The organism is Devosia sp. Root436 (assembly GCF_001426345.1).
Taxonomy (GTDB): Bacteria; Pseudomonadota; Alphaproteobacteria; order Rhizobiales; family Devosiaceae; genus Devosia.
The window spans coordinates 201,418-226,447 of sequence record NZ_LMEM01000001.1 but is presented as its reverse complement, the minus strand read 5'-3'; the positions used below and the strand labels follow the sequence as shown (position 1 = coordinate 226,447).

Sequence of the window (25,030 nt, the reverse complement as noted above, 5' to 3'; positions counted from 1 at the left end):
CATGGAACTGGAATAACGGCTGGGTATTTGCGCTCGATCCCGGCCAAATCATGACTGCCGGGAGAGCAATGGGCAGGCCCGCGGGCCCGCCCATCAACTATCAGTTGGAATTGGCAGGCTTGGTGCCTGCCGTAGCGGCGACTTCGGCGGCGAAGTCGGTCTCGGCCTTCTCAATGCCCTCGCCCAGCGCATAGCGCACGAACCTGGTCAGCTTGATCGGGGCGCCCACGTCCTTCTCGGCATTCTTGATCGCATCGCGGACCTTGGTTTCGCCGTCGATCACGAAAGTCTGCGCCAGGAGCGTGACTTCCTCGAAATACTTGCGCATGCGGCCATCGACCATCTTTTCGGCGATCTCGGCCGACTTGCCCGATTCCTTGACCTGCTCGAGGATGATGGCGCGCTCGCGGGCGACAACGTCCTGATCCAGTTCCTCGGGCGAAATCGCCTGCGGCTGGGCGGCAGCGATATGCATGGCAAGCTGCTTGCCGAGGGTGCCGAGCGCAGCCTTGTCGCCGGTCGATTCGAGCGCCACCAGAATGCCGATACGGCCGAGGCCGCCCTTGACGGCATTGTGGATATAGCTCTCGACCACGCCATCGCTGACCGAAACAACCTCGGTGCGGCGCAGGTTCATGTTCTCGCCGATCTTGGCGATAGCCTCGGTCAGCTCGGCCGAAACCGAGTGGCCCGAACCGGGGAACGGCATTTCGCCGAGCTTGACCACGTCGCCATCGGCGTCGAGCGCCAGCTTGGCGACATTGCCGACGATGCCCTGGAACTGCTCGTTGCGGGCAACGAAGTCGGTTTCCGAGTTCACTTCGACGACGGCAGCCTTGGTGCCTGCTGTGGCAACACCGACCAGGCCTTCGGCGGCCACGCGGTCAGCCTTCTTGGCCGCCTTGGCCAGGCCGCGGGTGCGCAGCCAATCGACCGCGGCTTCCATGTCGCCATTGGTTTCGGCGAGGGCCTTCTTGCAGTCCATCATCCCGACGCCCGTCGAGTCGCGGAGCTGCTTGACCATTCCTGCAGTGATTTCCATGGGTTCACCTCTTGGCGACCCCATTCAAGGGGCCGCATGGTTCAAATCAGTACGAAAATACGCGATGCGTGCTTAGTTGGCGGCAGCCGGAGCTTCGGCAGCGGCCGGAGCGTCTTCGCCCGGCAGATCTTCGGCCGGTGCGCGGTCCGAAGCGCCCAGATCGGCACCCAGGCCCGAAGCCGAACGGCCGATGCCGTCGATGGCAGCCTTGGAGATCAGCGAGACATAGAGCTCAAGCGCGCGCGAGGCGTCGTCATTGCCCGGAATGGCGTAATCGACCGTATCGGGATCGCAGTTGGTATCGACGATGGCGACGACCGGAATACCCAGGCGACGGGCTTCCTTGATCGCGTTGGCTTCCTTGTTGGTGTCGATGACGAACAGCAGGCTGGGCAGGTTGCCCATGTCCTTGATGCCGCCCAGGTCACGCTCAAGGCGTTCCTGCTCGCGGCTCATCATCAGGCGCTCCTTCTTGGTGCGCAAAGCGAGCGTGTCTTCGCTCATCGATTCGAGTTCGCGCAGGCGCGCGATCGAGTTCGAGATGGTCTGCCAGTTGGTCAGCGTGCCGCCGAGCCAGCGGGAATTGACATAATACTGCGCCGACTGCTTGGCGGCGTCAGCCACCAACGGAGCCGCCTGGCGCTTGGTGCCGACGAACAGCACACGGCCACCATCGGCAACGGTGTCGGAGACAAGCTGCAGGGCGCGGCTGAGGGCCGGCACGGTCTGGCTCAGGTCGAGAATGTGGATGTCGTTGCGAACGCCAAAAATGTAGCGCTCCATCTTGGGGTTCCAGCGGTGCTTCTGGTGACCGAAGTGGACGCCTGCTTCGAGCAGTTGACGCATAGAAAAATCGGGCAGTGCCATGATGGCTGCTCCTTGTTTACCGGTTGATGCCTCCACGAAGCCTTGCGACGGTTGCCCGCCACCGGATGGATTCTCGGTTGCCCGATAGCCCTGCCTCGTGTGTGAAATCGCGCTGACACGCAGTCAAACGCAGGGGCGATATAGGGGAAGCGCGGGGAAAGCGCAAGGGCGTACGGGGGTGTCGGGCGGGATCAGAGCCAGAGCAGCAGGACCGGTGCGGCGATCGCCAGCAGGCCGGCAACGATCCACCGGGCTCGTCCGCCCATGGCCTGTACGTCACCCACCAACCAGCGCTTCACGGCAAAATAGCCGGCCGCGACGAGCAGGCTGTAGATGATGGCCCACATCAACACGTACCAGTTGCTGCCGAAGATACCGATGGCAAGGCCAAAGCCGGTCAGCGCTCCGAGCACGCCGTAACCGATGTCAAACAGCAGCGCCGTAGCGATCCAGAGCAAGCCCCAGAGCCTCGGGGCGACGATGGCGAGCGCCGCCGTAAACAGCCAGATGGCCATGATGGCCTGCAGCGTCGAGGAACTGCTGAGCGAGGTGATGATCGCCGTCAGCCGCTCCTGGGTCGACAGTCCCACGACCGAGGCCAGATAGTTCAGGACGGCTGCAAGCACGAAGAGAAAGAACGCGCAGGCCGCCATGACGGCGAAGCTGCCGGCAATGCGCTTCCACTGAATCTGCTGCTCGGGCAATTGGCCCTCCTGTTCCACGGAACCAGCCTCAGTGTAGCCTTACATCCGTCACGCCATCCAGCGCCTTGATGCCGCCGGCGACCTCGGCCGTGATGCGGTACGCGCCCGGGAGCTCGATCTCGTATTCGCGCGCGCCGCCGTCGCGGATGACGACGAAGTTCACCCTGCCCTCCCCGCCCCGCTTGAGCTGGGCGTTGATGGGGCCGAGCGCCCTGGCGTCGGCGGCAAAGACCGTGAGGCGGCGCTCGATCGTGTCTTCGATGCCGTCGATGGCCTGGGCCGAGAGCAGACGCAGACTGATGCCTTCGGCGCGTTCATCGGCGCCCACCTGCAGGATCACCGACTTGCCCGGCTGCAGGAGCGCGCCGAACTCGTTGATCTGCTCGGAAAAGGCGATGACTTCGTAGCTGCCGGTCTGGTCCGACAGTGTCAGGATCATCATCGGCGTGCCCTTGCGGGTGCGCCGGTCCTGCCTGCCGCTGATCGTGCCGGCCAGCCGCCCGGCCGAGGCGCCATCCTTGACGGCGCGCTCGAAATCGCCCCAGCGCTGCACGCGGAGCTTCTCGAACAGGTCGGCATAGGCATCGAGCGGATGGGCCGAAAGGTGGAAGCCGATGGCCGAGAGTTCCCGGTCAGCCCGCTCGGTGGTGCTCCAGTCAGGAACGCCCATAGGCAACCGAACCGTCTCGGGTTCGCCAAGGTCGAACATGTTCCCCTGCCCGACACTGCGCTCGTCGGTCAGCGATTGCGCCATGCCCATCACCGCCTCGATGGCGGCGAAGGCCACTTCGCGCCGCGGCACGATGGCGTCGAAGGCGCCCGCATTGGCCAGCGTTTCCAGCGTCCGCTTGGAGAGGATGCGCGGGTCGACCCGGCGGGCGAAATCGCCCAGATCCTTGAAGGGGGTATTGCCACGGGCTTCGACAATATGCTCGGCAACCTGGCGGCCGACGCCCTTGACGGCGCAGAGGCCATAGAGAATGCGCTTGTCCTTGACCGAAAACACCACCTGGGAGGTGTTCACGCAGGGCGCCACCAGCTCGATATTGTGGCGCTTGGCCTCGCTGCGGAATTCCGCCAGCTTGTCGGTATTGCCCATGTCGAGCGTCATCGATGCCGCGAGGAATTCGTGCGGGTGATGCGCCTTGAGCCAGGCGGTCTGGTACGAAACCAGCGCATAGGTCGCTGCGTGGCTCTTGTTGAAGCCGTAATTGGCGAACTTGGCCAGGAGGTCGAAAATCGTATCGGCCTGACCCTGTTTGAGGCCATGCTTGATCGCGCCATCGCGGAAGCGCTCGCGCTGCGCATCCATCTCGGACTTGATCTTCTTGCCCATGGCGCGGCGCAGCATGTCGGCTTCGCCCAGCGAATAGCCACTCAGCAGTTGGGCGATCTGCATCACCTGCTCCTGGTAGACGATGATGCCATAGGTTTCGTCGAGCACCTGCGACAGGTCGGGGTGGGGATATTCCACCTCTTCGCGGCCATGCTTGCGATCGTTGAACAGCGGGATATTGTCCATCGGACCGGGCCGATAGAGCGCCACCAGCGCGATGATATCCTCGAAGCGGTCGGGCTTCATGTCGACCAGCGCCCGGCGCATGCCCTGGCCTTCCACCTGGAACACGCCGAACGTGTCGCCCCTGGCGTAAAGGTCATAGGTCGGCTTGTCGTCGATCGGGATATCCTCGATGCGTAGGCTCCCCCCATCGAGGTTCACCATCTCGACCGCATATTCCACCGTGGTCAGCGTCTTGAGGCCGAGGAAGTCGAACTTGACCAGCCCTGCAGCCTCGCTCCACTTCATGTTGTACTGGCAGACCGGCATATCCGAGCGCGGGTCGCGGTAAAGCGGCGCCAGGTCCTGCAGCGGCCGGTCACCGATGATGATGCCGGCGGCATGGGTCGAGGCGTGGCGGAACAGGCCTTCCAGGTTGCGGGCAATGGCGATCAGGTCGGCCACCGTCTCGTCTTCGTCGGCCATGGCCTTGAAGGCCGGAACCTCGTTGAGCGTCCGCTCGATGGACCATGGGTCGGCGGGGTTGGCCGGCACCAGCTTGCAGATGCGGTCCACCTGCCCATAGGGCATCTGCAGCACGCGGCCCACGTCGCGCAAAACGGCGCGCGCCTGCAGCGTTCCGAAAGTGATGATCTGCGCCACCTGGTCCGTGCCGTATTTCTGCTGGACGTAGCGGATCACCTCTTCCCGGCGATCCTGGCAGAAGTCGATATCGAAGTCCGGCATCGACACGCGTTCCGGATTGAGGAAGCGCTCGAACAGCAGGTTATAGGCCAGCGGGTCGAGATCGGTAATGGTCGTGGCATAGGCCACCAGCGAGCCCGCGCCCGAGCCACGGCCCGGCCCCACCGGAATGCCCTGCGATTTCGACCAGCGGATAAAATCAGCCACGATAAGGAAATAGCCGGGGAACTTCATCGACTGGATGATACCCAGCTCGAATTCCAGCCGTTCCCAATAGTCCTGCTCGGTCTTGCCCGGCGCCGGGCCGGGGCTGGCGAGGCGGGCCCGCAGCCCCTCCTCCGCCATGGCGCGCAAGGCCGCGGCCTCTGCAGCCACGGCATCGGCTTCGCTGAGATCGGGCGCGGCGGCGAATTTGGGCAGGATCGGATTGCGGGTGCGCGGCCGGTAGGAGACGCGGCGGGCGATTTCCACCGTCGAGTCCAGCGCCTCGGGGATATCCGAGAACAGCTCGGCCATCTCGGCGCGGGTCTTGAAATAATACTGGTCGTTGAGCTTGCGCCGCTCGGTCTGGGCCAACACGGTGCCGCCGGCAATGGCCAAGAGCGCATCATGCGCCTCGAATTCCTTGGCGGACTTGAAGAACGGCTCGTTGGTAGCAACCAGCGGCACGCCCTTGCGATAGGCATAGTCGATAAGGCGCGGCTCGACGGCAGCCTCCTGAACCCGGCCGTGGCGCTGCAATTCGATATAGAAGCGGTCGCCGAACAGCTCGGCAAGGCGATCGAGCCGGCGGACGGCATTGGCGTCCTGCCCATGGGCAAAGGGCATGTCGATGGCCCCTTCCGGCCCGCCGCTGAGGCAGACGAGACCGTCGAGCCGATCGCGCGTCAGCCAGTCGAGCTTTGCCCGCGCCGTGCCGGAGCCATCGCCTTCAAGATAGGATTGCGACACCAGCCGCGACAGATTGGCAAAGCCCGCCTCGGTCTGTGCCAGCAGCACCACGCTGGATTTGCCGGCCCAGGCGACATGGCCGCGCTCGCTGATGCGCTCCTCGGCCGCGGCGAAGTCGATTGCCAGTTCCACCCCGACCAGCGGCTGGATGCCCTTCTTGCTGGCCTTTTCGGAAAATTCCAGCGCCCCGAACAGATTGCCGGTATCGGCAATGCCCAGAGCCGGCTGGCTGTCATCCTTGGCGAGCTTGAGGATCGTCTCGAGCTGGAGGGCACCCTCCAGCAGAGAATAGGCAGAATGGACGTGAAGATGGATAAAGCCGGGACCGCTCATGACAAGCCTTTATGACCGGCCCGGCGCGGTTCTGATACCGCCACCCGGCCGCAATCCACAAGGGAGTGTCATCACACGAGTCGGGCCAGCACATCCATCCAGGTGAGCGAGCCGATGGTGAAGGCGCCGAGCGTGACGAATGCGGCGAAGTCCTTGATGAAAGTGAGCATCTGCATCTCCCGTGTTGCTATAATGTTCTTATACGTTCGTCTTTTGTTCATGTCTACTGTGACAAGCGGGAACAGCGGGGATTGGGCGGAACTGGTTAGCAAAGCGTTAGGAAACGTTCACGGACTGTTAGCATCGACGCGGCGCTTGCGAGAATCCGGGCGACTCGCCAAACTCGCCTCATGACCCCCACGCCCCAGCTCAGCCTCGGCCTGCTCCTCACCGCCGCGGCGGGCTTTGCCGACGTCATCGGCTTCATCGAGCTGAACGGACATTTCACCTCGTTCATGAGTGGCAACACCACCCAGCTCGGCGATGCGCTGGCGACCGGCGCCTGGCCGGTGACGCTGCTCGCAGCATCGCTGGTGGCCCTGTTCTTCCTGGGCAGCGTCGCCGGTTCGCTGCTGGCCATCATGGCCGGCCCGCGTTGGGGCGCCAGCGCGGTGACCGGGCTGGTGCTGGTCTGCTTCGCCGCCACGATGGTTCTGGCCTTCGCAGGATTTGTGCCGAGCCAGTTCATGCTGATCCTCGCCGCCGGCGCCGGCGCGCAAAACGCCATCCTGCCTTCGACCGGCTCGGTGCGGCTGGGCACGACCTTCGTCACCGGCACGCTGTTCATGGCTGGGCATGACCTGGCGCGCGCCCTGCGCGGCCTTGCCCCGCCCTGGCGCTGGGCCCAGCATGCCCTTGTCTGGGCATCATTGCTGCTGGGCGGATTGCTGGGGGCGTGGGGCTATGGCCTGGCGGGCGTCAATGCGCTGCTGGTGCCGGGTGCGGTGTATCTGGGGTTCCTGGTGGCCTTTGTCCTGCGGCGGCCGGCGCGCATCATTCCCTGAACTATGCCGGCAGGACGATGACCTTGGTATCGACCGGCGTCTTTTCGTAGAGGTCGAGCATATCCTGGGTGAGCAGGCCGACGCAGCCGCTGGAAACGCCCCGGCCGATCGTCTCGGGCTTGATCGTGCTGTAGATGGTGTAGAGCGTGTATTTGCCGTTCTGATAGAGATAGAGCGTGCGCGCGCCGAGCGGGTTGTCGAGCCCCGGCGCCATGCCACCGGCATAGGGCGCTGCCTCGGGCTGGCGCAGGATCATTTCCCTGGGCGGCGTCCAGATCGGCCATTCGGCCTTGCGGCCGATATAGGCATCGCCGCTCCACAGGAACCCGGCGCGGCCGACATTGGCGCCATAGCGCGTAGCCTGCCCGCCCCCTTCGATACGGTAGACATAATAGTGGCGCGGATCGATGATGATCGTGCCGACGGCTTCGTCGGAGGCGTAGCGCACCGTCCGCCGCAGATATTTCGGATCGACCTTGTTGAGATTGACCGCGGGAATGGCGAAACGCTCGTCAGGAACCGGCCCATAGACCCGCTCCGCCTCGGCAAAGCTCATGCCCCCGGTGGAGCAACCGGCAAGCCCGACCGCGCCGGCAATGGCGGCGGTGCCGGCGAGGAACGTACGGCGGTTCATGGCGCTCGCATTGGTCCCGGCGGCCATCGTGGTCTCTCTGTCTTTGGACATATCCCGCCCGAGCCCCAAATGTCTGATCATGGCAGATTGGCCTGACAGGGCGCGATTGGCAAGTTTGCTGAACGACGATCCTAGTTGTGAAAGCCCAGAGCTGGCGCCCACCCCTTGCCTATTGCTGTTCATCCTCTATACTGAACTATATGGTTCAGTTTCAGCAAACCCACTTCGATACCTCGTTTGCCGCGCTTTCGGATGCCACGAGGCGTGGTGTGCTCGAGCAGCTCGGGCGCTCCGACGCCTCGATCACCCACCTTGCCGAGACGTTCCGCATGACCCTCACGGGCATGAAGAAGCATATCAGCGTCCTGGAACAGGCGGGGCTGGTCACCACCGAGAAGGTCGGGCGCGTGCGCACCTGCCGGCTGGGCGTCAGCCGCCTCGAGCAGGAAATGGAATGGATCGAGCGGTACCGCCAGTTGTGGGATGCCCGGTTCAACGAGCTGGACAAGATTGTCGAAGAACTCAAACACAGGGAGAAAAGTGATGGACAATAGGCAAGACAAGGGGCCGGCCCCGGCAGCCGGCAACACCACGGTAAAGCGGGTATCCGAACTCGAACTGGCGGTGACGCGCATCTTCGATGCTCCGGCCCGGATCGTGTTCGAGGCGTGGACCAATCCCGAACTGTTCATCCGCTGGTGGGCGCCCAAATCCATGGGCGTACCGCTCCGCTCCTGCCAGATGGATGTGCGCCCCGGCGGCACCTATCGCCTCGAATTCGGCACGGACGCTGCAAGCACCTTTGCCTTTTTCGGCAAATATATCGAAGTGGTGCCGCCGACGCGGCTGGCCTGGACCAATGATGAAGGCGAGGACGGCGGCATCTCCACGGTGACTTTCGTGGAAGACGGCGGCAAGACGCTGCTGACCTTCAGCGAAGTCTACCCCACCAAAGAGGCGCTGGAAGCATCGCAGGGCGGGCTCGACGGGACGCCCGAACAGTTCGCACAGCTGGACGAACTGCTCGCCACCCTCACCTAAGTCAGCAAAAAGGCCCGGATCGCTCCGGGCCTTTTTCATTTCGGATCGACTGATCCTCAGTTTTTGTCCGCCGTTGCCTTGGGCTTTTTCGGCTTGGGCAGGGCCTTGGGCTTGGCCGGCCGTGGCGGCACCGCCACCAGTTCCAGCTTGGCTTCGGAGCCTTCGCCGACCACGGCCACGGTGACCGTGCCGCCATTGACCAGTTCGCCGAACAGCACCTGGTCGGCCAGGGGCTTCTTGATGTGCTCCTGGATCACGCGGCCCAGCGGGCGGGCGCCCATGCGCTCGTCATAACCACGCTCGGCCAGCCAGTCGGCGGCTTCGGGCAGCAAGTTGATCGTAACGCCACGCTCGGCCAGTTGGCCTTCAAGCTGCAGCACGAATTTTTCCACCACGCGACGGACAACCTCGCGCGGCAGCGGCGCGAAAGAGATGATCGCGTCGAGACGGTTGCGGAATTCCGGGGTGAACAGGCGGTTGATCGCCTCCTCGTCGTCGCCCTGCTCGCGCTTGCGCCCGAAGCCGATCGGGCTCCTGGCCAGCTCCATGGCGCCCACATTGGACGTCATGATGAGGATGACATTGCGGAAATCCACCGACTTGCCGTTGTGGTCGGTCAGCTTGCCGTGGTCCATCACCTGCAACAGGATGTTGTAGAGGTCCGGATGGGCCTTCTCGATTTCGTCGAGCAGCACGACGCAATGGGGATGCTGGTCGACGCCATCGGTGAGCAGCCCCCCCTGGTCGAAGCCGACATAGCCCGGCGGGGCACCGATCAGGCGGCTGACCGTGTGGCGCTCCATATATTCGGACATGTCGAAGCGCAAAAGCTCGACGCCGAGCGTGTCGGCGAGCTGCTTGGCCACTTCGGTCTTGCCGACACCGGTCGGGCCGGTGAACAGATAGGAGCCGATCGGCTTTTCCGGTTCCCGCAGCCCGGCACGGGCCAGCTTGATGGCCGACGTCAGCGCCACGATGGCCGCATCCTGGCCGAACACCACCGATTTGAGGCTGCGGTCGAGGCCGGAAAGCAGTTCGGCATCAGACTTGGAGACCGACTTTGGCGGAATACGCGCGATGGTGGCGATGGTCGCCTCGATGTCTTCCACATCGATGATCTTCTTGCGCTTGTCCTCGGTCAGCAGCATCTGGCTGGCGCCGGTCTCGTCGATCACGTCGATCGCCTTGTCGGGGAGCTTCCTGTCGCTGATATAGCGCGCGCTCAGTTCCACGGCGGCCTTGAGGGCATCGTCGGTGAACTTGATCTTGTGGAACTCTTCGTAATAGGGGCGCAGGCCCTTGATGATCTCGATGGCGTCCGGAATGGACGGCTCATTGACGTCGATCTTCTGGAACCGGCGCACCAGTGCCCGGTCCTTCTCGAAGAACTGGCGATATTCCTTGTAGGTGGTCGAGCCGATGCAGCGGATCGCCCCGCTCGCGAGAGCGGGCTTCAGCAGGTTGGACGCATCGAGCGCGCCGCCCGAGGTGGCGCCCGCGCCGATCATGGTGTGGATCTCGTCGATGAACAGCACCGAATTGGGGAGCTTTTCCAGCTCCTTCATCACCGCCTTGAGGCGTTCCTCGAAATCCCCGCGATAGCGGGTGCCGGCCAGCAGCGAACCCATGTCGAGCGCATAGATCACCGCTTCCTTGAGCACTTCGGGCACTTCGCCCTCGACGATCTTGCGGGCCAGGCCCTCGGCAATGGCGGTCTTGCCCACGCCGGCATCGCCGACATAGATCGGATTGTTCTTGGAGCGGCGGCACAGCACCTGGATGGTGCGGCGCAATTCGGCGTCACGGCCGATCAGCGGATCGATCTTGCCGGCGCGGGCCTTGTCGTTGAGGTTGACGCAGAAGTCGGCCAGGGCCGAGCTCTTCTTGGCCTCGGCGCCGCCTTCGCCATGGTTCTCGCCGTCCTCGGCACCACGCACCTTGCGCTCCTCGCTGGGACCGGACTTGGTGATCCCGTGGCTGATGAAATTGACCGCGTCCAGCCGGCTCATATCCTGCTGTTCGAGGAAATAGGCGGCATGGCTCTCGCGCTCGGCAAAGATGGCGACGAGCACATTGGCGCCGGTCACTTCCTCGCGGCCCGATGACTGGACATGGATCACGGCGCGCTGGATCACGCGCTGGAAGGCGGCGGTCGGCCGCGCATCCTGGCCGGAAGCCACGATCAGGCTGTCCAGTTCTTCATTGATGAAATCTTCGAGGTCGCTCTTGAGCGCGTCGATATCGACGTCGCAGCCGGTGAGCACGGCGATCGTTTCACGGTCGTCGGTCAAAGCCAGCAGCAGGTGCTCGAGCGTAGCGAACTCATGGTTGCGCTCGCGCGCCAGGTTCATCGCCTGATGCAGAGCCTTTTCAAGTCCGCGGGAAAATGAGGGCATATGATGTTCCTATTGCTTTTCCATCACGCATTGCAGCGGATGCTGGTTCTTGCGTGCCGTATCCATGACGCGCGTGACCTTGGTCTCGGCCACTTCGTATGGATAGACGCCACATTCACCCACCCCCTTTTGGTGAACGTGCCACATGACCTGCTCGGCGTCTTCGCGCGATTTGTTGAACACGTCCTGGAGCACCAGGATGACGAATTCCATCGGCGTATAGTCGTCGTTGAGCAGGAGCACCCGATAGAGGTTCGGGCGCTTGGTCTTGGAACGGGTCTTGGTGATCGTCCCGGTTTCGGTGCCGCCCTTGCCGCCGCCGGTGTCGGAATCGTCCTCCTTGGGCCCCGCAAGGGCGGGTACGGGCACCAGACGCAGGGCGCCCGGAGCCTCGTCGGTGAAAGCGAGGAGGTCATTGATATTCATGGCAGGACATCTGTCGTGAGGAAACGAAGCAGCATGGTGAGGACTATTATGTAGGCAAAAGATGGCCGGTGTTAAGGGGCATGATGTCTCGATTTTGTGAAGGTCGGAAACGGTGCCACGCCCTCGTGGTTCGAGGGTCGTTTCGCTCCCGCCTCACCATGAGGGCTACTGATATACTGCGCTCAAAGCAGCCCTCATGGTGAGGTGCGCGTTCTTCAGCGCCTCGAACCACGAGGGCGTGGCACCTTTTAGCCCCCTTCACCTATCCGTGACCCGCTTTCCACACCGCCGCCAGATTCGTTCGCATTTTACGGAATGGTAACGGCAGGGAGCTATCTTCCTCCAATAATGGACTTTTCGGGCGCGTGGGGCTCACCCGGGATCATCCAGCCAGTTGTGTTGCGTACGGGCGCAGAAGCGTCCGAGAGTAAAGTTGGAGTACCGGGTGGCTTCCCAGGCGAAAACCCCATGGCGCGTCGTGTTCGTTCGCGCCTTTGCCGCAGTCCTTGTCGCCCTGGTGGTCAGCGCCCATACGGTGGCGCCGGCCCAGGCCATTGAAAACCTTCGCAAATATGCCGGCATCGTGGTCGACGCCAAGTCGGGCCAGGTGCTCTATGAGGAAGCCGCCGACAGCAAGCGCTATCCGGCCTCCGTCTCCAAGGTGATGACGCTCTATATTCTGTTCCAGGAGTTGAGCGCGGGCAATCTCAAGCTCTCCACCAAGATGACCGTATCGGCCCATGCCGCGGCCGCCGTGCCCACCAAGCTGGGCCTGCGCGCCGGCGCCACCATTACGGTGGAGGACGCGATCAAGTCGATCGTGACCCTGTCGGCCAACGACATGGCCCGCGTCATCGCCGAGCATATCTCGGGCACCGAGTCCAAGTTCGCCGAGCGCATGACCGCCACGGCCCGGGCCCTGGGCATGCGCAACACCACCTATCGCAACGCCTCGGGCCTGCCCGATGGCGCCCAGGTGACCACGGTGCGCGACCAGGCCATCCTGGGCATCGCCATCTACCAGCATTATCCCAGCTATTACGAATTCTTCCAGACCCGCAGCTTCAGCTATGGCAAATCCACCTATGGCAACCACAACCGGCTGCTTGGCTATATGGGCGCCGTCGATGGTATCAAGACCGGCTATATCAACGCCGCCGGCTCCAACCTGCTGACCGCTGCCCGCAAGGACGGCCGCCACATAGTCGTCGTCGCCTTCGGCTTCAACACTGCCGGCGCGCGTGACGAGAAGGTCCGCCAGCTCGTCGCCACCTACCTGCCCAAGGGCCGCCGCGGCGACTATCTGCAGACCGCGCTGATCCCGATGCCGGGCCGCCAGGGCAATGGTAACGTGCAGGTTGCGGTTGCCCAGCCCAGCCAGCCGGTCTTCGTCATGCCCATGCCCCTGCCCGGCTTCCGCCTGGCGCAGCTTGTCGCCGCCAATGGCGCCCAGCCGCAGGCGCCGGCGATGCAGCCCATGCCCGACGTGGTGGTTGCCAGTGTGGCGCCGGTGCCCGCTCCCATGCCGGCCGATCTCGGCCTGCAGCCGGCTGTGCAGGCCGCCAATACGCTGGCCGCGCCGTCGCAGGCGCCGCAGCCCGCCTATCCGAGCCAGGACATTATCGGCGCCTGGCTCAGCGAAAGCTACAATCTGGGCGCGCCACCGGCAGCCCTTGGCCAGACCGTACCTTCCGCCCCGCTCGGCTTCCAGCCGCCGCCGGCCAATGTCGGCACGCAGCAGAGTGGCCAGCCGGTCGACCTCCTGACCTCCGGCTCGGTAACCACGGCCGATACCGGCACCGCCCCCGGCGGCTGGGTGGTGCAGATCGGCGCCGGCCCGTCCGAGGACAGCGCCCGCTCCATGCTCGCCGACGCTGCCGGCAAGGTCGGCACGCTGGGCGATTTCCGCTCCTATGTGGAGCGCTTCGAAAAGAACGGCCAGATCTTCTTCCGCGCCCGCTTCATCGGCTTTGGCGGACGCGACGATGCCACGGCCATGTGCAACCAGCTCAAGCAGCAGGATATGAGCTGCCTGGCGATGCAGAGCTAGACAACCGACAACAAACGAGCCGGCGCCAGTGAGTGCCGGCCACCCTGGGGAAGCAAATTGGTGCCTGTGTTTGGAGTAGCCCAATGAGCGAAAATACTGCCCTTACCGAGCTGGCCAATTTCGTCGGCCGCTCCAGCCTTGCCTCGGAAGACATGGCGGTGCGCAACCGCGCGCTGTCAGGCATCACCCAGCGCATGCTGCCCCGCAAGCGCGGCGTCGGCGATCTGCTGGGCGTGGTGCTGGCGCTGTCTGCCCGCACCCGGCGCATGGTGCAGGAGCCGGTGAACATCGACCTCGACGTCTTCGCCCCCGGCGGCGCCCGCGCCGTGGACCTGATCTTCGGACAGCGTGACGCCTAGTTGTCCGTCTGCATCATGTGAATGAACTTGTGGACGGGATCGCTGTCCGCCGGCGCCTGCGCTTTGTGCGCCGCCGTTATTTCTGCCGTCGGCAGGTGCAGCGCCGATACCAGGTTCCGGTATTCCTGCCGCGCGCTCATATGCGACATCGAGGGCAGGCCACCCAGCAAATCCTCGTCCAGCGGATCGAACACCGTCATGCCGGTGGGAAACAGCGAGCGGAAGATCACCCGCTCGGCAATGCCGTCGGCCACCCGGCAGCCCAGCCGCAGCGCGATCCGCTCCAGCATGGTCTGCACCTGCCGCATATTGCGCGACGACAGCATGGAGATGCGGTTGCGAACCAGCACCCAGTCGATGGTCTTGCCATCGATAGCGAGCCGCTCCGAGCGGGCGCGCTGCACCAGCCGGGAATAGTGGCTCATCTCGCGCGGCTCGCCGGTGACCGGATCGATCTGCGCCATGACGTTGAGATCGATCAGGCTATCATTGACCGGCGTCACCAGCGTATCGGCCAGCGAATGGGCCAGCCGCGTCAGGTTGGTATCGAAGCCGGGCGTGTCGATGACCAGGAAATCGGCATCGTGCTCCACCTCCGCCACCGCCTGGCGGAACAGGTCGAAATCGGCGCGGTGGTTTTCCCGTACGGAATCGCCACGCGCCAGCGGCAGGTGGAAATGGGTGGTGTGTGGAATACGCAAGCCGCGGTTGCGCGCCCAGTCACGGCGGTTGCGGACATACCAGGTCAGTGTCTGCTGCCGGCTGTCCACGTCGATGGAGGCAACCTTGAAGCCTTCGTAGAGCAGGTAAATGGCCAGATGGAAGGCCGTGGTCGATTTGCCCGACCCGCCCTTCTCATTGCCGACCACAATGACATGCACGCCCCGCCGAGCCATCGCCCCACCCGTTTACGCCTGCGCGGGACTGTCGTGGCTGCGAGCCGCACTGGCAAGAGTGCAGAGGGTGAATAATTCGTTAAAGGCTTAACGCGAAATACTGCCTTCCGTCCCGCCTAGGCCGAGAGGCGCACCGGCTCGGCGGCACCGCGCAACGGCAGGTTCAGCGCGGCGACCAGGTTGCGATACTCCTGGCGGGCGCTGACATGGGACACGGTCGAGGCTTCGCCATCCTCGTCCAGCGGATCGAAAACGGTGGTGCCGCTGGGAAACAGCGAGCGGAAGATGACGCGCTCGGCAATGCCATCGGCCACGCGGCAGCCGAAGCGGGTGGCTATGCCCTCGAGCGTGGACTGCACCTGCCTTGCATTGCGCGACGCCAGCATGGAGATGCGGTTGCGCACCAGTACCCAGTCGATCGAGGCGCCATCGACGGCCATGCGCTCGGAGCGGGCGCGCTGCACCAGCCGGGCATAATGGCTGGTCTCGACCGGCAGCCCGGTTTCCGGGTCGACCCGCGCCAGCACATTGAGATCGATCAGGCTGTCATTGACCGGCGTGAGCAGCGTATCGGCCAGCGAATGAGCCAGCCGCGTCAGGTTGGTATCGAAGCCGGGCGTATCGATGACCAGGAAATCGACGCTGTCCTCGACCTCGCCCACGGCGCGGGTGAACACATCGAACTCGGCCTGCTGGTTTTCCTTGACGGAATCGCCCCAGGCCGCCGGCAGGTGGAAATGCAGCGGATTTGGCAGGCGGCGCCCGGTTTCCTGGCTATGCGCGCGCCGGTTGCGCAGGTAGTGCGTCAACGTCTGCTGGCGGCTGTCCACATCGATGGTGGCGACGCGGTGGCCGGCATAAAGCAGGTACACCGCCAGGTGAAAGGCCGTGGTGGACTTGCCCGACCCGCCCTTCTCGTTGCCCACCACAATGACATGCGCCCCATCACGCGCCATCGCCGCCCCCAAATCAGTGCACCATCAGGCTGCTAACAAGGGCCGCTATGGTTAACGGGTGGTTAATATCAAATCCGAGGGCGGTCCCCATATGCGGGTGTGACCCTGCTATTGCTTCAGCAACAAGTCTCGTGCCGCGTTGATCTTGGAGGCGAGGTAGCTCGAGCCGCCGTGATCGGGGTGAACGCCCTTCATCAGCTCGCGATGGGCGGAGCGGATATCCTCGTCGCTGGCGCCGGGCTTCAACCCCAGCACGGCATAGGCTTCGGCCAGGGGATCGCCCGCCGGCGCGGCCGGTGGCGCTTCGCCTGCATCCTGGGCCGCGAAATATTCGCGCCAGCCGGATCTGTTGGCATCGAGCCAGCTTTCGAGCAGGCTCATGCTGTCGGCATCGCCCTCCACCTCGGCCAGCAGCAGCCGCGTCTCGACCTCCCCCAGATCCATCAGATCGGCGCCGGCATATTGCCCTGCCACCACATTGCCGGTGACCGCGCCGGTATCGTGGTCGAGCTCCATGGAGAAATAATAGCTGCGCACCGCCGAGACATTGCCCTTGTCGGCCGCAGCCGCATCGAAGGAAAACGGCCCCAGCCGCCCCATGCGAAAGACCTGGGCGGCGCCGGCCGCGGCAAACAGGGCGATGTCGAAGCGCCGCACCAGCAGCAGCAAAACAGCGACCAGCGCCAGCCCGCCTCCGACCAGCCAGCGCAAGCCGCGCATCAGCCGGCGGCGATCCATCTTGCCGAGATATTGGTAGAGCGCCAGCGCACCGAGCAGCACGAAGCCGCCGAGAAAGACCCAGCTCATCGCGGCAGCTGCGCCAGCAGGGCCTGTGCCTGCCCGCTGCCCTGGAGCTTCAATAGGTCGCGCCCGCCGCTGGCATAGGCCGCCACCGCCTTGAGCAAGGCCGCCAGCTCCTGCGGCGCAGAGGCATCGAAGCGGGCATAGGCGCCCTTGGTGAGGCGCGCAAATTCGCGGAAACCCGCTTCGACCCTGCTATCCTGTCCTTCCTGGAACACGAATATCGGACAGTTCAGCAGGCCCAGTTGCCCGGCTTTCTCGCAGAGATCGTCGACATTCTCCTCGATGGCATCGCCGACATAGACCACCGCATTGATCCGCCGCTTGGCGTGCTCGGTCCTGCCATGGGCAAATACCTTGCCGATCTGCGTATTGCCGCCGCGGCAATCAATGCCGGTCATCAGCCGCGCCAGCGCAGAGGCGTCGAGCACCCATTTGGAGGCCCGACATTCGCCAAAGCCGCGGAAATACAGCAGTTGCACCTGCAAGGCGCTGTCTTTCGGAATGGATTTGAACATCTCGGCCTGCAGCGAACAGGCCAGGTCCCAGGTGGGCTGCCGGCTCATCGTGGCATCGAGCGCGAACAGCAGGCGCCCATCCTGCGCCGCATTGGGCCGCGCCATGGCGCCAACCTTGCTGACGAAAGCGGCAATGTCGCCGCTGACCTTGCCCTGTCCGGGCAGGCCTGTCGGTCTTCGGGCAATCGGGTCCTTGTCCACCATGGATGCAATATGTGGGCGGGCGGGCCGTTGGGCAAGGGCGTCTCTTACCTCTCCCTTCGGGGGAGAGGTAAGAGATCTCAGATCAGCCCCAGCTTGGCCAGGTCGGCCGCCAAAGCCAGCGATTCGGCATTCTCGTTGGCGCCGAGATCGGGCGGGGCGTCCTCGGGGCGCAGGTAGCGCCAGCCCTGGAAGGGGCGCTTTGGATAGGGAATGGTGCGGACCATGTCCGGCGCCATGATGATATCGCAATAGTCGATGCCCTCGGCATTGGTGAAGCGCGCCAGCCGCAGAATCGGCTGCCGGCACACCACCTGCCCCGCTATCACCCAGTAGATCGAGGCCTGGCCCTCCATCTCGGCAGCGCGCTTGGGCATCATGCGGGTGCGGTGCACATGCACATCCTCGCCATAGTCGGCATCCCACCAATGGGCCCGCTCATTGCGATAGGATTCGAGTTCCGCCAGGCTGGAGACGCCGACGCAGAGCTTGATCATGTGGATCATGCCAGTGTCCCCGGCTTGACGCGGCCCTGGATGACGTCGATCTCATCCTCATCGACGATCCAGGGTTCATGCAATGCCAGAGCCAGCCATTCCTGGAAGGCCGGCAGGCCGTAGATGGCTTCCACATAGGCGGCGGCAATGTCGGAAACCGGCAGGGCATAGGTGCGGATGCGCGTGGCGACGGGCGCGAACATGGCGTCGGCCGCGGTGAAGGCGCCGAACAGGAATGGCCCGCCCGAGCGCGCCAGCAGCCCGCCCCACAGCGTTTCGAGCCGGTGCAGGTCGCGCGCCACGACATCGGTGCTGACCTTGCCCGGATGCGAGGCGCGCAGGTTCATCGGCGCATGGCTGCGCAGAGCGGTGAAGGCCGAGTGCATTTCGGCAGCAGCAGCCCGCGCCAGCGCCCGATCGCCGATATCGGCGGGCCAGATGGCCCGGTCGGGAAAGCGGTCGGCCAGATATTCGATGATGGCGATGGTTTCCACCACGGCGAGGTCGCCGTCCTGCAAAACCGGCACCTTGCCGGTGGGCGAACGCTGCGCCAGCACATCGCGAAACCCTTCGCCCTGCAATTGCAGCACTTCATCCTCGAACGGAATGTCGAAATGCTTGAGCACGAGCCAGGGGCGCAGCGACCAGGTCGAATAGTTACGATTGCCGATCAGCAGCTTCATCGGATGCCTCCAGGAAGAACGAAGGGCGCCCCAGTGGCCCGGGCGCCCTTCCGAATTGCTGTTAGTGAAGAACTCTAGCGTTTCAAACTAAACGCCAGCAACGACGGAGAAAACCAGTCCCATTGAGAGCAGGCAGACCAGGGTCCAGGTCGCTGCTCGCCACATCGTGGCGGTGGTCTTCGGTTGACTTCGCATGATCGCTCCTTGTCAGCCGTTCACTCCGGGGCTTGAGCGTTGCACGCAGGCAGCACCCGGTAGCAAATCGTTAACTGCGTCATAAATGCTTTGCAAGCGGCGAAGTTGCCACAGTCCACAGGCGCGCGGATGGGCTGGCTGGTTAAGGGGGGCGGAATGGTGAGTGGGGGTATTTTAGGCTTGTTGCCGCGCCCTCGTGGTTCGAGGCTCACAAGAGCTCGCACCTCACCCTGAGGGCGTGCCCCTGAAGCTAAAACAGCCCGAACCACAGCCCCGCTATCCCGAGAAACGCGAAAAACCCCACCATGTCGGTGATCGTGGTCACGAAGACTGCCGAGGCTATGGCCGGGTCGGCCTTGAATTTGTCCAGCATGACCGGGATCAGGATGCCCGCCGTGCCGGCGACGATCAGGTTGATGATCATGGCGAGCGAAATGACGATTCCGAGCTGCAAATCGTTGAACCGCGCCCAGGTGACCAGTCCGATCAGGATGGCGAAGATCACGCCATTGGCCAGGCCCACCACCATTTCGCGGCCGACCAGCCGGCGCAGGCGCCGCCCGTCCAGCTCACGCATGGCCAGCGCCCGCACGGTCACCGTCATGGTCTGCGTGCCCGCATTGCCGCCCATCGAGGCGACGATGGGCATCAGCACCGCCAGCGCCACCATCTGGTCGATGGTCGCGCCGAACAGGCCGATGACGAAGGATACCGCCACCGCGGTCACCAGGTTGATCACCAGCCAGGGCACACGGCTGCGCACCGTGTCGACGGTGGAATCGGAAATATCCTCGTCGCCCACGCCGGCCAGCAGCTTGATATCCTCGTCGGCTTCCTCGTGGATCACGTCCACGATGTCGTCGATGGTCAGCACACCGACCAGCCGCCCGCTTTCGTCGATGACGCCGACTTCGACAAGGTCATAGCGCTCGAAGTCGCGGGCGGCCTCTTCCTGGTCCTCGTTGGCATCGACCAGCACCAGGTTGGTGTTCATCAGCGCCTCGATGGAGGTCACGCGCGGCGCCCGCAGGAACTTGTCGAGCGGCAGAGTGCCGAGCACCTGATAGGACGCATCGACCACGTAGATCTGGTAGAATTCATCGGGCAGGTCGGGCTCGCTGCGCAGGTAGTCGATGGTCTGGCCCACCGTCCAGAAGGGCGGAATGGCGATGAAATCGGTCTGCATCCGCCGGCCGGCGGAATCTTCGGGAAAATCGAGGCTGCGCTTGAGGCTCAGCCGCTCGAAGGTCGGCAGCTTGGCCAGCACCTCTTCGCGGTCTTCGTGGTCCAGGTCCTCGAGGATGGCCACCGCGTCATCGCTGTCGAGACCGCTGACGCCGCGGGCGATTTCCGCATTGGGCAGCTCTTCCATCAGCTCGACGCGAACGCTCTCGTCGACCTCTGTCAGCGCCGAATAGTCGAAGCGGTCGCCCAGCAGCCGCACCAGGTGCAGGCGTTCCTCGGCATCGAGCGATTCGAGCACGTCGCCCAGGTCGGCGGCATGCAGCGGCTCCACCACCGTCGCAACATCGCCATCCCGGCCGGCAGCCAAATAGGCGCGCAGGCGTTCAAGCCACAGCGGACTGATACGGTCCTCGGCGTCGCGGAACACGCTGGCAGCAATCCCGGCCTCGGGGCCGGGCACGATTTCGGGATCTGTGCTCATAGGGAGCCCTTTGTGTGTCCGCAGTTTCGGGGGCAGGCCAAGCTGTAGCCAATCAGGCTGCGATGCGCCAGACTAAGAAGAGGGATTTGAGATGGTTAGGCACAAAATGACCAATGATCTCGACCAGATTTTCACCCGTATCGAGCAACTGGCCGGCGCCCGCGGCCTGCCGGGCGTGGCGCGATCCACCAGCTATGGCACGCCGGCGCTCAAGGTGCGCGACAAGAGCTTCGTGCGGCTCAAGGATTCGGCCACGCTGGTTCTGCTCTGCCCGTCCGAGCAGAAGACGCTGCTGATGGAAATCTCGCCCGACATCTATTTCGAGACCGACCATTATGTCGGCTATCCGGCGGTGCTGATCCGGCTCGACGCCATCGCCGACGAGGAGCTGTCGCTGCGCCTGGAAGATGCATGGCGCTTCAAGGCGCCGAAGAAACTGGCATCGGCGCGGCCGACCACCGCGCCGATGGGCGGCTAGTCAGCCCCATCTTTGCCCCAATGGGGCAATTAGCTCACGGGTGTTTGAAGACCAAGATCAATCAAGGTTCACCCAAGGAGATCCCATGTCCCGAAAACTGCTCGCGCCGCTGGCCGTCGTGCTGGCGCTCGCTCTGGCTGCCTGTGGCGACGCCCCGGACAACAGCACGGCTCCTCCCGCCGATGCCGCCCCGACCGACACCATGGCGCCCGCCGATCCGGCAGCTCCGCCCGCCACCTAAGACAAAAGGCCGTCCCGAAGGACGGCCTTTTTTGTTTCTCATCCCCGGAGGGGATGATTGGTGCGGTCGAGAAGACTCGAACTTCCACGTCTTGCGACACAGCGACCTCAACGCTGCGCGTCTACCAATTCCGCCACGACCGCACGCTTTGGTAGAGCCTCGCCCAGGGGGCGAAGCGAGTGGGGATGTAGCAAAGGTCTCTGCCAACCTCAAGCGCTTAAATCGCGATTTGCCGAAGGCTGTGGAGAGCGGTCAGCCCCGGCGGAAAATCTTCTCGGAGATCAGCACGCGCAGGTGGCCGTCCTCGACGCTCACTTCGCCATGGGCAATGAGCGTGCTGTTGGCGTAGATATTGAGCGGATCGTTCTCGGTGGCATCCAGTTCGATCACCGCGCCACGGCCCATGCGCAGCAGATGGTGAATCGGCATCACCGTCGCGCCAAGCTCGACCGTGATGTCCACTTCAATATTGTCTAATGTGCTCATAGATAGATAGCGAACCCCGACCCGGCCGGCATGATGCGGCCGCTGAATCTCTTACAGGTAACTCTCTGGCAAGCATGGTTATGGAAGCGTTAACGAGCGATACCGATGCGTGCGAAATCAGTAGCAAACTGGCACGCAGCGACGCGCGGCCGGTAGAATGGATCATTTCGGCCGCCCCCGTGCCCTATCCCCTGGCGCTCAAGACCATGCGCGCCCGCGCCGTTGCCATAGCCGCGGGCGAGGCCGAGGAAGCCATCTGGCTGCTGGAGCATCCCCCGCTCTATACCGCGGGCACCTCCGCCCTGCCCGAAGACCTGCTGAGCGACCGCTTTCCGGTCTATGACGCCGGGCGCGGCGGGCAATATACCTATCACGGCCCCGGCCAGCGCGTGGCCTATGTCATGCTCGACCTGACCCGGCGCGGCCGCGATATCCGCTGCCTGGTCAAGGGTCTGGAAGGCTGGGTGATCGATACGCTGGCCGCCCACAATATCGTGGGCGAGCGCCGCGAGGGCCGCATCGGCGTCTGGGTGCAGCGGCCGGACAAGGGCCCGCGCAAGGAAGACAAGATCGCCGCCATCGGCGTGCGCGTCTCCAAATGGGTGACCTTCCACGGCATTTCGCTCAACATCATGCCCGATCTGGGCCATTATGACGGCATCGTGCCCTGCGGCATCACCGACCAGGGCGTCACCAGCTTCGAGGATCTCGGCCAGCTCGTTTCCATGCCAGAGGTCGATTCCGTGCTGCGCGCCGCCTTCGAGAGCCGCTTCGGCCCAACCATAGCCATGCCCGAGGAAAGCCTTGTCAGCGCGGGCCAGCCTAGCCAAGTTGCATAATTATCGAATCGGGCCCTGGAGGACGCGATGACCTTGGACGACCTGAAACGCCTGTTCACCCGCCAGACCCTGTTCCGGCTCGACGCCATCCTGTCGCCGCGGCTGGTGCCCATCCTCTACGCGCTGGGCCTTGCCGGCATCCTGCTCTGGGCGGTCGGCCACCTGTTCTGGACCTTCGGCTTCGGTTTCGGCAACGGACTCTGGGGCCTGCTGGAAATCGCCGTATTCGGCCTGCTGGCGCTGGTGGGCCTGCGCATCGGCTGCGAGGCGCTGCTGGTGTGGTTCAAGGCGCATGAATCGAGCGGCGACACCGTCAACCGCTCGCGCTATTCGGCCAGCCTGCTCGATGAAGTGCGCGACGCCATCCGCGACCTTGCCGAGGAAGGTGCGGATATCGACTACGCCGAGGCGGACGAATACATCACCCCGGCCACCGAACCGGCGCCCTATGTGCCGCCGGCAACGCCGGAAGCACCGCGCGGCCCGGCCACCACTTCAGGCGAGACGCACAAGGCGCCCCGCCGCACGGCCAAGCGCACGCCGCCGCCCCAGAATGTGAGCTGATCGCTCCGGCCTTAGTGCTTGTTGATACTCCAGGCGCCGGGGCCGGAGAAAACCAGATAGAGGAAGACGAAGCAGAACAGGATTGCCGCATCGCCCCCATTCATGGCCGGGAACAGGTTGGCCGGGGCATGGGCCATCCAATAGGCGACGGCCATTTCGCCGGCGGCGATGAAAGCAGCCGGACGGGTGAAGAAGCCGACCAGCACCAGGATGCCGGCCACGATTTCGATAATGCCGGCCGCACCGAACAGGCTGAACAGCGGCGGCGTCATGTCGGAGGCCGGAAAGCCGATGACTTTCTGCGTGCCATGCAGAATGAACAGCAGGGCGGTGACGATGCGCAGCACGGCGAGGGCCTGCGGCGCATAGGCGGAGAGACGGTCGAACATGTTGTGGCTCCTTTGAGCATCGGAATGCTGCGCCACTCCGGCGCATCTAGCAAAAGCCGGTTAGAGCAATCGGCTGCATCGCAGAACCGGCCCCGTCGCGGACGCACTGTTCGCTAAAACGCGCGTTCAAGGTCATGTGACCGCCATAATGGGAAGCCCTGCCCCGCGTGGCGCGGGAGACAGTCACATTGCGTAACCGTCAAACTTTCTGTATGACGCGCGCAACAATTCCCACACCGGACATTCCGCTCACATGAGCCAAGCGCCAAAAATTGGCCTCGTCAGCCTCGGCTGCCCCAAAGCCCTCGTCGATAGCGAACGCATCATGTCGACGCTTCGTTCGCAGGGCTATTCGTTCAGCCGCGACTATGCCGGGGCCGATATCGTGCTGGTCAACACCTGCGGGTTCCTCGATTCCGCCAAGCAGGAATCGCTCGAAGCCATCGGGGAAGCCCTCAACGAGAACGGCCGTGTCATCGTCACCGGGTGCCTGGGCGTCGAGGAAGAGCTGATCCGCAAGACCCACCCGTCGGTGCTGGCCATTTCCGGCCCGCATCAATACGAGAATGTCGTCTCGGCCGTGCATGAACATCTGCCGCCGGTGCCCAACAAGTTCGTCGACCTGGTGCCCGAACAGGGCCTCAAGCTGACGCCGCGCCATTACGCCTATCTCAAGATTTCCGAAGGCTGCAACAACCGCTGCTCCTTCTGCATCATCCCCCAGATTCGTGGCGACCTGGCCTCGCGCCCGGCTGCCGGCATTCTCGGCGAGGCCGAGGGGCTGATCCGCTCGGGCGTCAAGGAACTGCTGGTGATCAGCCAGGATACCAGCGCCTATGGCGTCGATATCAAATATGCCGAAAGCAATTATCGCGGCCGGCCGGTCAAGGCGAAGTTCTATGATCTCGCCAAGGAACTGGGCCAGCTCGGCGCCTGGGTGCGGCTGCACTATGTCTACCCCTACCCCCATGTCGATGCTGTGATGGAGCTGATGGCCGAAGGCCTGGTGCTGCCCTATCTCGACATTCCCTTCCAGCACGCTTCCCCCAAGGTGCTCAAGGCCATGCGCCGCCCGGCGCATCAGGAAAAGACGCTCAACCGCATTCTCGACTGGAAGCGCCAGGTGCCCGACCTGACCGTGCGTTCCAACTTCATCGTCGGCTTCCCCGGCGAGACCGAGGACGATTTCGAGATGATGCTCGACTTCATCGAGGAAGCCGAAATCGACCGCGCCGGCTGCTTCAAATATGAGCCCGTCACCGGCGCCCCGGCCAATGAGCTGGACGGCATCGTGCCCGACGAAGTGATGCAGGACCGTTTCGAGCGCCTGATGGAAGTGGCGCAGAACGTCTCTACGGGGCAACTCGCCAAGAAGGTCGGCCGCACCATCGAGGTGCTGGTGGACGACGTACAGCCCGAAGCCAACAAGGCCATCGCCCGTTCCAAGTGGGACGCGCCCGAGATCGACGGCAATGTCATCATCGCCAATGCCGATGGCATCAAGCCGGGCGACATGGTCGAGGTGCTGGTCACCGACAGCGACGAATACGACCTGTTCGCCGAGCCGGTGAAGGCGCTGAACTAGAGCTGGCTGCGCCCGCCTTCCGCCC

26 protein-coding genes and 1 tRNA gene are annotated in these 25,030 nt (G+C 63.9%); 10 read left to right on the top strand and 17 right to left on the bottom strand.

The features are described from left to right. Positions 1-100 precede the first annotated feature (100 nt). From tsf to dnaE, 4 genes are all read right to left on the bottom strand, one after another. Complete coding sequence (gene tsf, locus ASD04_RS01225) at positions 101-1,042, bottom strand: translation elongation factor Ts (RefSeq protein WP_056251367.1); 942 nt, start codon at positions 1,040-1,042, stop codon at positions 101-103. 72 nt (positions 1,043-1,114) lie between these two features. Further along, positions 1,115-1,909 carry a 30S ribosomal protein S2 gene (rpsB, locus tag ASD04_RS01220; RefSeq protein WP_056251365.1) on the bottom strand — a complete coding sequence of 265 codons (795 nt, stop codon included), beginning with the start codon at positions 1,907-1,909 and terminating at the stop codon, positions 1,115-1,117. A gap of 191 nt (positions 1,910-2,100) precedes the next feature. After that, positions 2,101-2,613 (bottom strand): hypothetical protein, encoded by a 513-nt coding sequence (locus ASD04_RS01215; RefSeq protein ID WP_156461089.1) that lies wholly within the window; start codon positions 2,611-2,613, stop codon positions 2,101-2,103. A 28-nt stretch (positions 2,614-2,641) separates the two neighbouring features. Next, complete coding sequence (dnaE, locus tag ASD04_RS01210) at positions 2,642-6,100, bottom strand: DNA polymerase III subunit alpha (protein WP_056251362.1); 3,459 nt, start codon at positions 6,098-6,100, stop codon at positions 2,642-2,644. Between the two features lie 350 nt (positions 6,101-6,450). Between dnaE and ASD04_RS01205 the strand changes: the two genes are divergently transcribed. Continuing rightward, complete coding sequence (locus tag ASD04_RS01205; RefSeq protein WP_056251360.1) at positions 6,451-7,104, top strand: DUF1275 family protein; 654 nt, start codon at positions 6,451-6,453, stop codon at positions 7,102-7,104. 1 nt (position 7,105) lies between these two features. Here ASD04_RS01205 and ASD04_RS01200 read toward each other — a convergent pair whose 3' ends face one another. Beyond that, positions 7,106-7,789, bottom strand: a complete 684-nt coding sequence (locus ASD04_RS01200; RefSeq protein ID WP_156461088.1) for a L,D-transpeptidase — start codon at positions 7,787-7,789, stop codon at positions 7,106-7,108. Positions 7,790-7,938: 149 nt separating this feature from the next. Here ASD04_RS01200 and ASD04_RS01195 point away from each other — a divergent pair, with 149 nt between their 5' ends. Both ASD04_RS01195 and ASD04_RS01190 read left to right on the top strand, forming a co-directional pair. Then, positions 7,939-8,292: a metalloregulator ArsR/SmtB family transcription factor gene (locus ASD04_RS01195; protein WP_056251354.1), complete on the top strand. Its 354-nt coding sequence runs from the start codon at positions 7,939-7,941 to the stop codon at positions 8,290-8,292. Then, a complete protein-coding gene (locus tag ASD04_RS01190) occupies positions 8,282-8,779 on the top strand; it encodes an SRPBCC family protein (protein WP_056251352.1) in 498 nt (165 codons plus the stop codon). The genes ASD04_RS01195 and ASD04_RS01190 overlap by 11 nt, the downstream gene beginning before the upstream one ends. A gap of 56 nt (positions 8,780-8,835) precedes the next feature. On the opposite strand, the gene clpA is transcribed toward ASD04_RS01190, so the two are convergent. Both clpA and clpS read right to left on the bottom strand, forming a co-directional pair. After that, entirely contained in the window at positions 8,836-11,175 is a 2,340-nt protein-coding gene (gene clpA / locus ASD04_RS01185; protein WP_056251342.1) for an ATP-dependent Clp protease ATP-binding subunit ClpA, read from the bottom strand. Positions 11,176-11,184: 9 nt separating this feature from the next. Continuing rightward, positions 11,185-11,601, bottom strand: coding sequence for an ATP-dependent Clp protease adapter ClpS (clpS, locus tag ASD04_RS01180; protein ID WP_082530900.1), 417 nt, complete (start codon positions 11,599-11,601; stop codon positions 11,185-11,187). Positions 11,602-12,046: 445 nt separating this feature from the next. Here clpS and ASD04_RS01175 point away from each other — a divergent pair, with 445 nt between their 5' ends. Further along, a complete protein-coding gene (locus ASD04_RS01175) occupies positions 12,047-13,651 on the top strand; it encodes a serine hydrolase (RefSeq protein ID WP_056251339.1) in 1,605 nt (534 codons plus the stop codon). A gap of 83 nt (positions 13,652-13,734) precedes the next feature. After that, positions 13,735-14,010 (top strand): hypothetical protein, encoded by a 276-nt coding sequence (locus ASD04_RS01170; protein ID WP_056251336.1) that lies wholly within the window; start codon positions 13,735-13,737, stop codon positions 14,008-14,010. Here ASD04_RS01170 and ASD04_RS01165 read toward each other — a convergent pair. The 7 genes from ASD04_RS01165 to mgtE form a co-directional block, all read right to left on the bottom strand. Then, on the bottom strand, positions 14,007-14,906 hold the full coding sequence (locus tag ASD04_RS01165; protein ID WP_056251332.1) for a division plane positioning ATPase MipZ: 900 nt from the start codon (positions 14,904-14,906) through the stop codon (positions 14,007-14,009). The genes ASD04_RS01170 and ASD04_RS01165 overlap by 4 nt on opposite strands. Before the next feature lie 116 nt (positions 14,907-15,022). Further along, on the bottom strand, positions 15,023-15,862 hold the full coding sequence (locus tag ASD04_RS01160; RefSeq protein ID WP_056251329.1) for a division plane positioning ATPase MipZ: 840 nt from the start codon (positions 15,860-15,862) through the stop codon (positions 15,023-15,025). A 108-nt stretch (positions 15,863-15,970) separates the two neighbouring features. Beyond that, on the bottom strand, positions 15,971-16,669 hold the full coding sequence (locus tag ASD04_RS01155; RefSeq protein WP_056251327.1) for a DnaJ domain-containing protein: 699 nt from the start codon (positions 16,667-16,669) through the stop codon (positions 15,971-15,973). Beyond that, positions 16,666-17,385 carry a hypothetical protein gene (locus tag ASD04_RS01150; RefSeq protein ID WP_056251324.1) on the bottom strand — a complete coding sequence of 240 codons (720 nt, stop codon included), beginning with the start codon at positions 17,383-17,385 and terminating at the stop codon, positions 16,666-16,668. Before ASD04_RS01150 ends, ASD04_RS01155 begins: the two co-directional genes overlap by 4 nt. Before the next feature lie 77 nt (positions 17,386-17,462). Beyond that, positions 17,463-17,888 carry a DUF1489 domain-containing protein gene (locus ASD04_RS01145; RefSeq protein ID WP_244488218.1) on the bottom strand — a complete coding sequence of 142 codons (426 nt, stop codon included), beginning with the start codon at positions 17,886-17,888 and terminating at the stop codon, positions 17,463-17,465. Next, complete coding sequence (locus ASD04_RS01140; protein WP_056251321.1) at positions 17,885-18,562, bottom strand: glutathione S-transferase family protein; 678 nt, start codon at positions 18,560-18,562, stop codon at positions 17,885-17,887. Before ASD04_RS01140 ends, ASD04_RS01145 begins: the two co-directional genes overlap by 4 nt. 445 nt (positions 18,563-19,007) lie before the next feature. Continuing rightward, positions 19,008-20,423, bottom strand: coding sequence for a magnesium transporter (gene mgtE / locus ASD04_RS01135; RefSeq protein WP_056251318.1), 1,416 nt, complete (start codon positions 20,421-20,423; stop codon positions 19,008-19,010). Between the two features lie 106 nt (positions 20,424-20,529). Here mgtE and ASD04_RS01130 point away from each other — a divergent pair, with 106 nt between their 5' ends. Both ASD04_RS01130 and ASD04_RS19290 read left to right on the top strand, forming a co-directional pair. Further along, positions 20,530-20,901 (top strand): MmcQ/YjbR family DNA-binding protein, encoded by a 372-nt coding sequence (locus ASD04_RS01130; protein WP_056251314.1) that lies wholly within the window; start codon positions 20,530-20,532, stop codon positions 20,899-20,901. Positions 20,902-20,986: 85 nt separating this feature from the next. Further along, the gene (locus tag ASD04_RS19290; protein WP_156461087.1) at positions 20,987-21,142 is read left to right on the top strand and encodes a hypothetical protein; all 156 of its coding nucleotides are present in this window, start codon (positions 20,987-20,989) and stop codon (positions 21,140-21,142) included. A 58-nt stretch (positions 21,143-21,200) separates the two neighbouring features. Here the strand turns inward: ASD04_RS19290 and ASD04_RS01125 are convergent. Together ASD04_RS01125 and ASD04_RS01120 are read right to left on the bottom strand one after the other, a co-directional pair. Continuing rightward, positions 21,201-21,285: transfer RNA gene (locus ASD04_RS01125), tRNA-Leu, on the bottom strand. A gap of 109 nt (positions 21,286-21,394) precedes the next feature. Beyond that, positions 21,395-21,628 carry a FliM/FliN family flagellar motor switch protein gene (locus ASD04_RS01120; RefSeq protein ID WP_056232721.1) on the bottom strand — a complete coding sequence of 78 codons (234 nt, stop codon included), beginning with the start codon at positions 21,626-21,628 and terminating at the stop codon, positions 21,395-21,397. Positions 21,629-21,708: 80 nt separating this feature from the next. Here ASD04_RS01120 and lipB point away from each other — a divergent pair, with 80 nt between their 5' ends. Continuing rightward, positions 21,709-22,467, top strand: a complete 759-nt coding sequence (lipB, locus tag ASD04_RS01115; RefSeq protein WP_056251311.1) for a lipoyl(octanoyl) transferase LipB — start codon at positions 21,709-21,711, stop codon at positions 22,465-22,467. A gap of 27 nt (positions 22,468-22,494) precedes the next feature. Next, a complete protein-coding gene (locus tag ASD04_RS01110; protein WP_056251308.1) occupies positions 22,495-23,031 on the top strand; it encodes a DUF4282 domain-containing protein in 537 nt (178 codons plus the stop codon). A gap of 11 nt (positions 23,032-23,042) precedes the next feature. On the opposite strand, the gene ASD04_RS01105 is transcribed toward ASD04_RS01110, so the two are convergent. Continuing rightward, the gene (locus tag ASD04_RS01105; protein WP_056251306.1) at positions 23,043-23,420 is read right to left on the bottom strand and encodes a DoxX family protein; all 378 of its coding nucleotides are present in this window, start codon (positions 23,418-23,420) and stop codon (positions 23,043-23,045) included. A 253-nt stretch (positions 23,421-23,673) separates the two neighbouring features. Between ASD04_RS01105 and rimO the strand changes: the two genes are divergently transcribed. Continuing rightward, positions 23,674-25,005: a 30S ribosomal protein S12 methylthiotransferase RimO gene (gene rimO / locus ASD04_RS01100; protein ID WP_056251304.1), complete on the top strand. Its 1,332-nt coding sequence runs from the start codon at positions 23,674-23,676 to the stop codon at positions 25,003-25,005. Positions 25,006-25,030: the final 25 nt, after the last annotated feature.